At 58.4% G+C, this 4,122-nt stretch carries 7 protein-coding genes; all 7 read right to left on the reverse strand.

The genetic code is table 11. From position 1 onward, the window contains the following. Positions 1-1,342, reverse strand: a 1,342-nt coding sequence (locus tag ACXRVY_RS19020) for a DUF7844 domain-containing protein (protein ID WP_458237984.1), incomplete at its 3' end; no start/stop codon positions are given. Then, the gene (locus ACXRVY_RS19025) at positions 1,339-1,659 is read right to left on the reverse strand and encodes a DUF2388 domain-containing protein (protein WP_008002141.1); all 321 of its coding nucleotides are present in this window, start codon (positions 1,657-1,659) and stop codon (positions 1,339-1,341) included. The genes ACXRVY_RS19025 and ACXRVY_RS19020, both read right to left, overlap by 4 nt. Before the next feature lie 27 nt (positions 1,660-1,686). Continuing rightward, a complete protein-coding gene (locus ACXRVY_RS19030) occupies positions 1,687-2,004 on the reverse strand; it encodes a DUF2388 domain-containing protein (protein WP_223459263.1) in 318 nt (105 codons plus the stop codon). Between the two features lie 107 nt (positions 2,005-2,111). Beyond that, positions 2,112-2,432 carry a DUF2388 domain-containing protein gene (locus tag ACXRVY_RS19035; RefSeq protein WP_223459265.1) on the reverse strand — a complete coding sequence of 107 codons (321 nt, stop codon included), beginning with the start codon at positions 2,430-2,432 and terminating at the stop codon, positions 2,112-2,114. 146 nt (positions 2,433-2,578) lie between these two features. Beyond that, positions 2,579-2,788 (reverse strand): DUF1127 domain-containing protein, encoded by a 210-nt coding sequence (locus ACXRVY_RS19040; RefSeq protein ID WP_223459273.1) that lies wholly within the window; start codon positions 2,786-2,788, stop codon positions 2,579-2,581. Positions 2,789-3,046: 258 nt separating this feature from the next. Next, entirely contained in the window at positions 3,047-3,262 is a 216-nt protein-coding gene (locus tag ACXRVY_RS19045) for a DUF1127 domain-containing protein (RefSeq protein ID WP_108218709.1), read from the reverse strand. Positions 3,263-3,582: 320 nt separating this feature from the next. Next, positions 3,583-4,122 (reverse strand): acetyl-CoA hydrolase/transferase C-terminal domain-containing protein (locus ACXRVY_RS19050; RefSeq protein WP_458237985.1); only part of this gene is annotated, 540 nt, incomplete at its 5' end.

The following is a 4,122-nucleotide window of genomic DNA, read 5'->3' on the forward strand; positions in this document are numbered from 1 at the left end:
GTCCCCGTCCCTTCAGCACTTCCAGCAAACCGTTGGGCATGATGTTGTCGAGTCCAACCAACTGCGGGTTGTTGGTCCCGCCGCGCAGCAATTTCAGTTCCTCCACTGCGCAGTTGTTTGACAGGAAGAAGTAGTTGCCGTCGTAGCTCCAGTGCATTTCGGCGGCACGTCCCACCACGTCTTCAATCTCTCTGCGCGACAGGTTCAGGGGCACGGAGGCCAGGCTGCGCAGTTCGGTCTTGGTGTATTCGTCGATGACCTGGGACAGCGGCAGGATAAACAGCCGCGACGGGTATTTACCGACCAGGCCATCCCAGCTCGACAGCTGTACGTCGCCGACGAAGGCGCGGTACGACAGCACCAGATGCTGGTCCAGGTCCAGTCGACAATCCGGTCCGCGTGGTCGGCCCGGCGCGCAGATCACCAGGCGCAACATGCTGTGGCCCCAGCGGCTGAACAGGTTCTGGTTGGCCTCGGCCAGCAGATAGTCAACGGCATACACCCGCTCCGGATCGACCTGGCCCAAAGGTGTCTTGGCGAAGTCGTTGCCGGCATTGAGGAAAGCGAAGGTTTTACTGCAGGTGTTTTTGGCGGCAGGCGCCCAACCGAAATGTTCCTTGTAGTAGCGGTACAGCGCGGGTCGGCGGCAGGCGTAGCTCGGGTCGAGGAGGAAATACTCCATGTTGACCGCGACGAATTCCTTTGGATTGCTGGTCTCGTAGATGTCCGGACTGCGGGCAATCTGGCGATTGTGCTGTTCGCGTTCACCGCGACGGCCTACGTATTGCTGCCAACCGGCGAGGTCGAGCAGGCGTGGATCATCACTGAGGGTAAAACGCCGATCCRACTGGCCCCGGCATTGGTCGGGAATGCCAACCAGCCCTGAGCTGTTGTTGCGCTRGGTGCAGCGTTGAATCAGCTTGCGCTCGGCATCCGGCCACAGGCGCGAGCGATCGTAGATGTGAGTCAGCTCGTGCAACACCGTGGCCAGCATTTCCCGGCGCACGGTGCCATGGGGGCGATGGGTTTTCTTCGTCGCGGCGCTGCCATCGGTGAGACCGGCCAGCAGGTTGCGGTTCAGATCGAGCTCGGACACCAGTGATGCCTGACCGTAGGCGTTGCGTGGCATGTCATCGGTCCAGCCGACGTCGATGCGTCGATCGAGTTGCTCGATAAAGCGTGGCGGCAGTGCCTGCATGGCTTCATCGAGCAAAGCTTGGCTGGCTTGCTGTTGCGTGGGAGTCAGACCTTCGGTCTTTAGCTGTAATTGAAGGCCTGCGTGGGCCGTGTTGCCTAGCAGCAACAGGGCCCCGGCCAGCAGCCAGGCGCCTGGACGCTTCACAGCGCGAGGATGGCTTCGGCGAGGTCCTGATCACTGGCGTCGCGAGCTTCAGGCACGCGGGTACGCAGCAGGTCGAAAGCGGACTCCAGGTGAGCGCCACGAATGTCGCCATTGCTGGCAACGAAACTGGCGGCGTCGTCCTGGGCTTCGCGCACGATTTTCGAATCGCGGATGGACGTGGTGGTGTCGGAGGTGAAATCGAGGGTGCGCTGGGTAGCACGGATCAGCATATTACTGGTGGCAACCAGAGTATGTGCCTGGGCCACATCGGCCAACAGCAGCAGGCCTAAGGTGGCAGCAATCAGCGGGTTACGCATGGAACGACTCCAGAAAAGCAGGGATAACTATTGGACGAGAATTGCTTGTGCCAGTTCAAGGTCGCTGGCATGAAGTTTTGCCTGGGTTCGGCGCAGATACCGCAGGGCCGACTCCAGTCGTGCGCCTCTCAGTTGGCCGTCACTGGCAATGAATGCCGCGGCGTCATCCTGGGCGGCGAGCAGCAGTTTATGGTCGAAGGGGGCGCTGGTCACCAAACTTGTGGCGTAACCGCTGGCGACGACGCCTTGGGTGGACAGGTTGAAAGCGTCATAAGCGTGGGCTGATCCGCAGTAACCAAGGGTAAGCAAGACTGGAGCGATCAAGAGACTTGAAGGAAAACGCATGAGACTCGACAGTTGGAAATGAGTCCCAAGGCTAGCGCAAGGCCCGATCTAGAGCCAGCGTCGAAACATTGGGGCGCGCCGGGCGTGCCCCATGTCTGTGCCGTCGTTTAGATCGTCAGGATCGCTTGCGCCAGTTGGGCGTCGGTTGCGTTCAGCTGTGGCGCCTGGCGGTGAATGTGATCGATGGCGCTTTCCAGTTTCACGCCGCGGATGGAGCCTTCACTGGCGACGAAGCTGGCGGCGTCGTCACGGGCGGCAAGCACGATCTTGTCATCCTTGAACGAAGACGAGACGACGTTGGTGGTCGCATCGGACGTGGCTTTGAGCGCATTGACTACAGCATCCGTGGTCACGATGAAGCTGCTGGCTTGGGCACTGGCAGCCACGGCAAACAGGACCGCGGCGCTAAGCAGGCGAAGACGGGGCATTGGGGTAACTCCTTTGGGTAGACCAATTGAAATATGGCGCAGTGTCTGCAATGTCAGACGCCAGGCACTCGGCGTTCGCTACGTTCTGGTCTGATATTAGGCTTGTGCGTGCCGGTTCGAACAGCCCCGACCATGCCAGCAGGAAGTCAGCGCCAGAACGGTTTATCCAATTCATTGCTGCGGTCGGCGTGGCTGATAGCAAGATCTGATAGCTGACGATCATCGAGTTGAGCCAGTAAACGTCGTGTTCTCGCTCTTTCGAGACTGGCGAAGAGCCCTGTTAACAGATCGCTGACCCCGTTCAGGCGAGGTCTCGATTGAACCGATGGGGTGGAAACATCCTGTAAAAAATTCATGGTGCGGTCCCTGTCCTGATAGGTAGAGGGTTCCATGCTGACACCGGCCGAACATCCGCTACAGACACACTGCGATGATATTGTACTCATCAAATTTGTATTTTTTTCAAACTGTACTGGTATCCGGGTTTCCCTACTGTAAGACTGGATTTGACAGGCCAAAACGACAAAACCCGTCGTGGTTTCCCACGACGGGTCTTGTTTTTTCAATTCGGGTTGCTGGCGGTGGACCTTCAGGTCAGAGCCAGCGACGCTAGCTTAGCGCCAGAACGGCTTGCTCAGCTCTTCGTAGCGTTGTGCTTCGCTAATCCCGGCGTCAGCCAGCAGACGCGAATCCAGGCGAGCCAGTTGATGGCGGCTGGTGATGCGGCGCTGCCACAGCATCAGGTTGGCGATAACGCGCAGAGGCAGGGAAGCCTGGGTTTTTGCAGCAGTGTCTTGAAAGAACAGATCGGAACTGAGTGTACGTTCCATGGTGGTCATCCTTCCGCTTATGGCGGGATTAGGTAGTGGTTTAACTGGTGCCCATGATCCTCTCGTTTGCCTAGTCTCTGTAGATACAGTTCATCTGTATTGTGAGGGCTCAGTTAACTGTTTATAGGGGGTGTACTGGTCAAAATTGAGGCAACTGTACCTATGCGCACTATTAAGGTGCAAAATTGCTGTTTTGGCTCGGTAAGGTAGGAATTTTCCTCGGGAAATGACCGGTACAGCAGTACAGTTTTTTTCATATTGGGAGGCGGGTAAGAGCCAGCTGACGAAACTGTGTTTGCGCCAGCTGCTATCTGTAGCAATTACTTCTTCAGCATTTGCCCGGTTTCTTCCAGGTTTATGTGCCAGCTCAAGGCGTCACGCAGGATGTGCGGGGTGTGCCCGCCGATGGCGCATGCGGCGGTGAAGTAATCATTCAGCGCCTGGCGGTAATCCGGGTGCACGCACTTGTCGATGATGATCCGGGCACGCTCCCGCGGTGCCAGGCCTCGCAGGTCTGCCAGACCGACTTCGGTCACGAGGATGTCGACGTCATGTTCGGTGTGGTCAACATGGCTGACCATCGGCACCACGCTGGAGATCGCACCGCCCTWGGCGATCGACTTGGTCACGAACACGGACAGGTGCGCGTTGCGCGCGAAGTCGCCCGAGCCACCGATGCCGTTCATCATCCGTGTACCGCAGACATGGGTGGAGTTGACGTTGCCATAGATGTCGAACTCCAGGGCGGTGTTGATGCCGATGATGCCGAGGCGGCGCACGACTTCAGGGTGGTTGGAGATCTCCTGCGGGCGCAGGACCAGTTTGTCCTTGTAGCGCTCCAGGTTGCCGAACACGTCGGC

The sequence above is a fragment of the Pseudomonas sp. P5_A2_2 genome, from assembly GCF_054177685.1.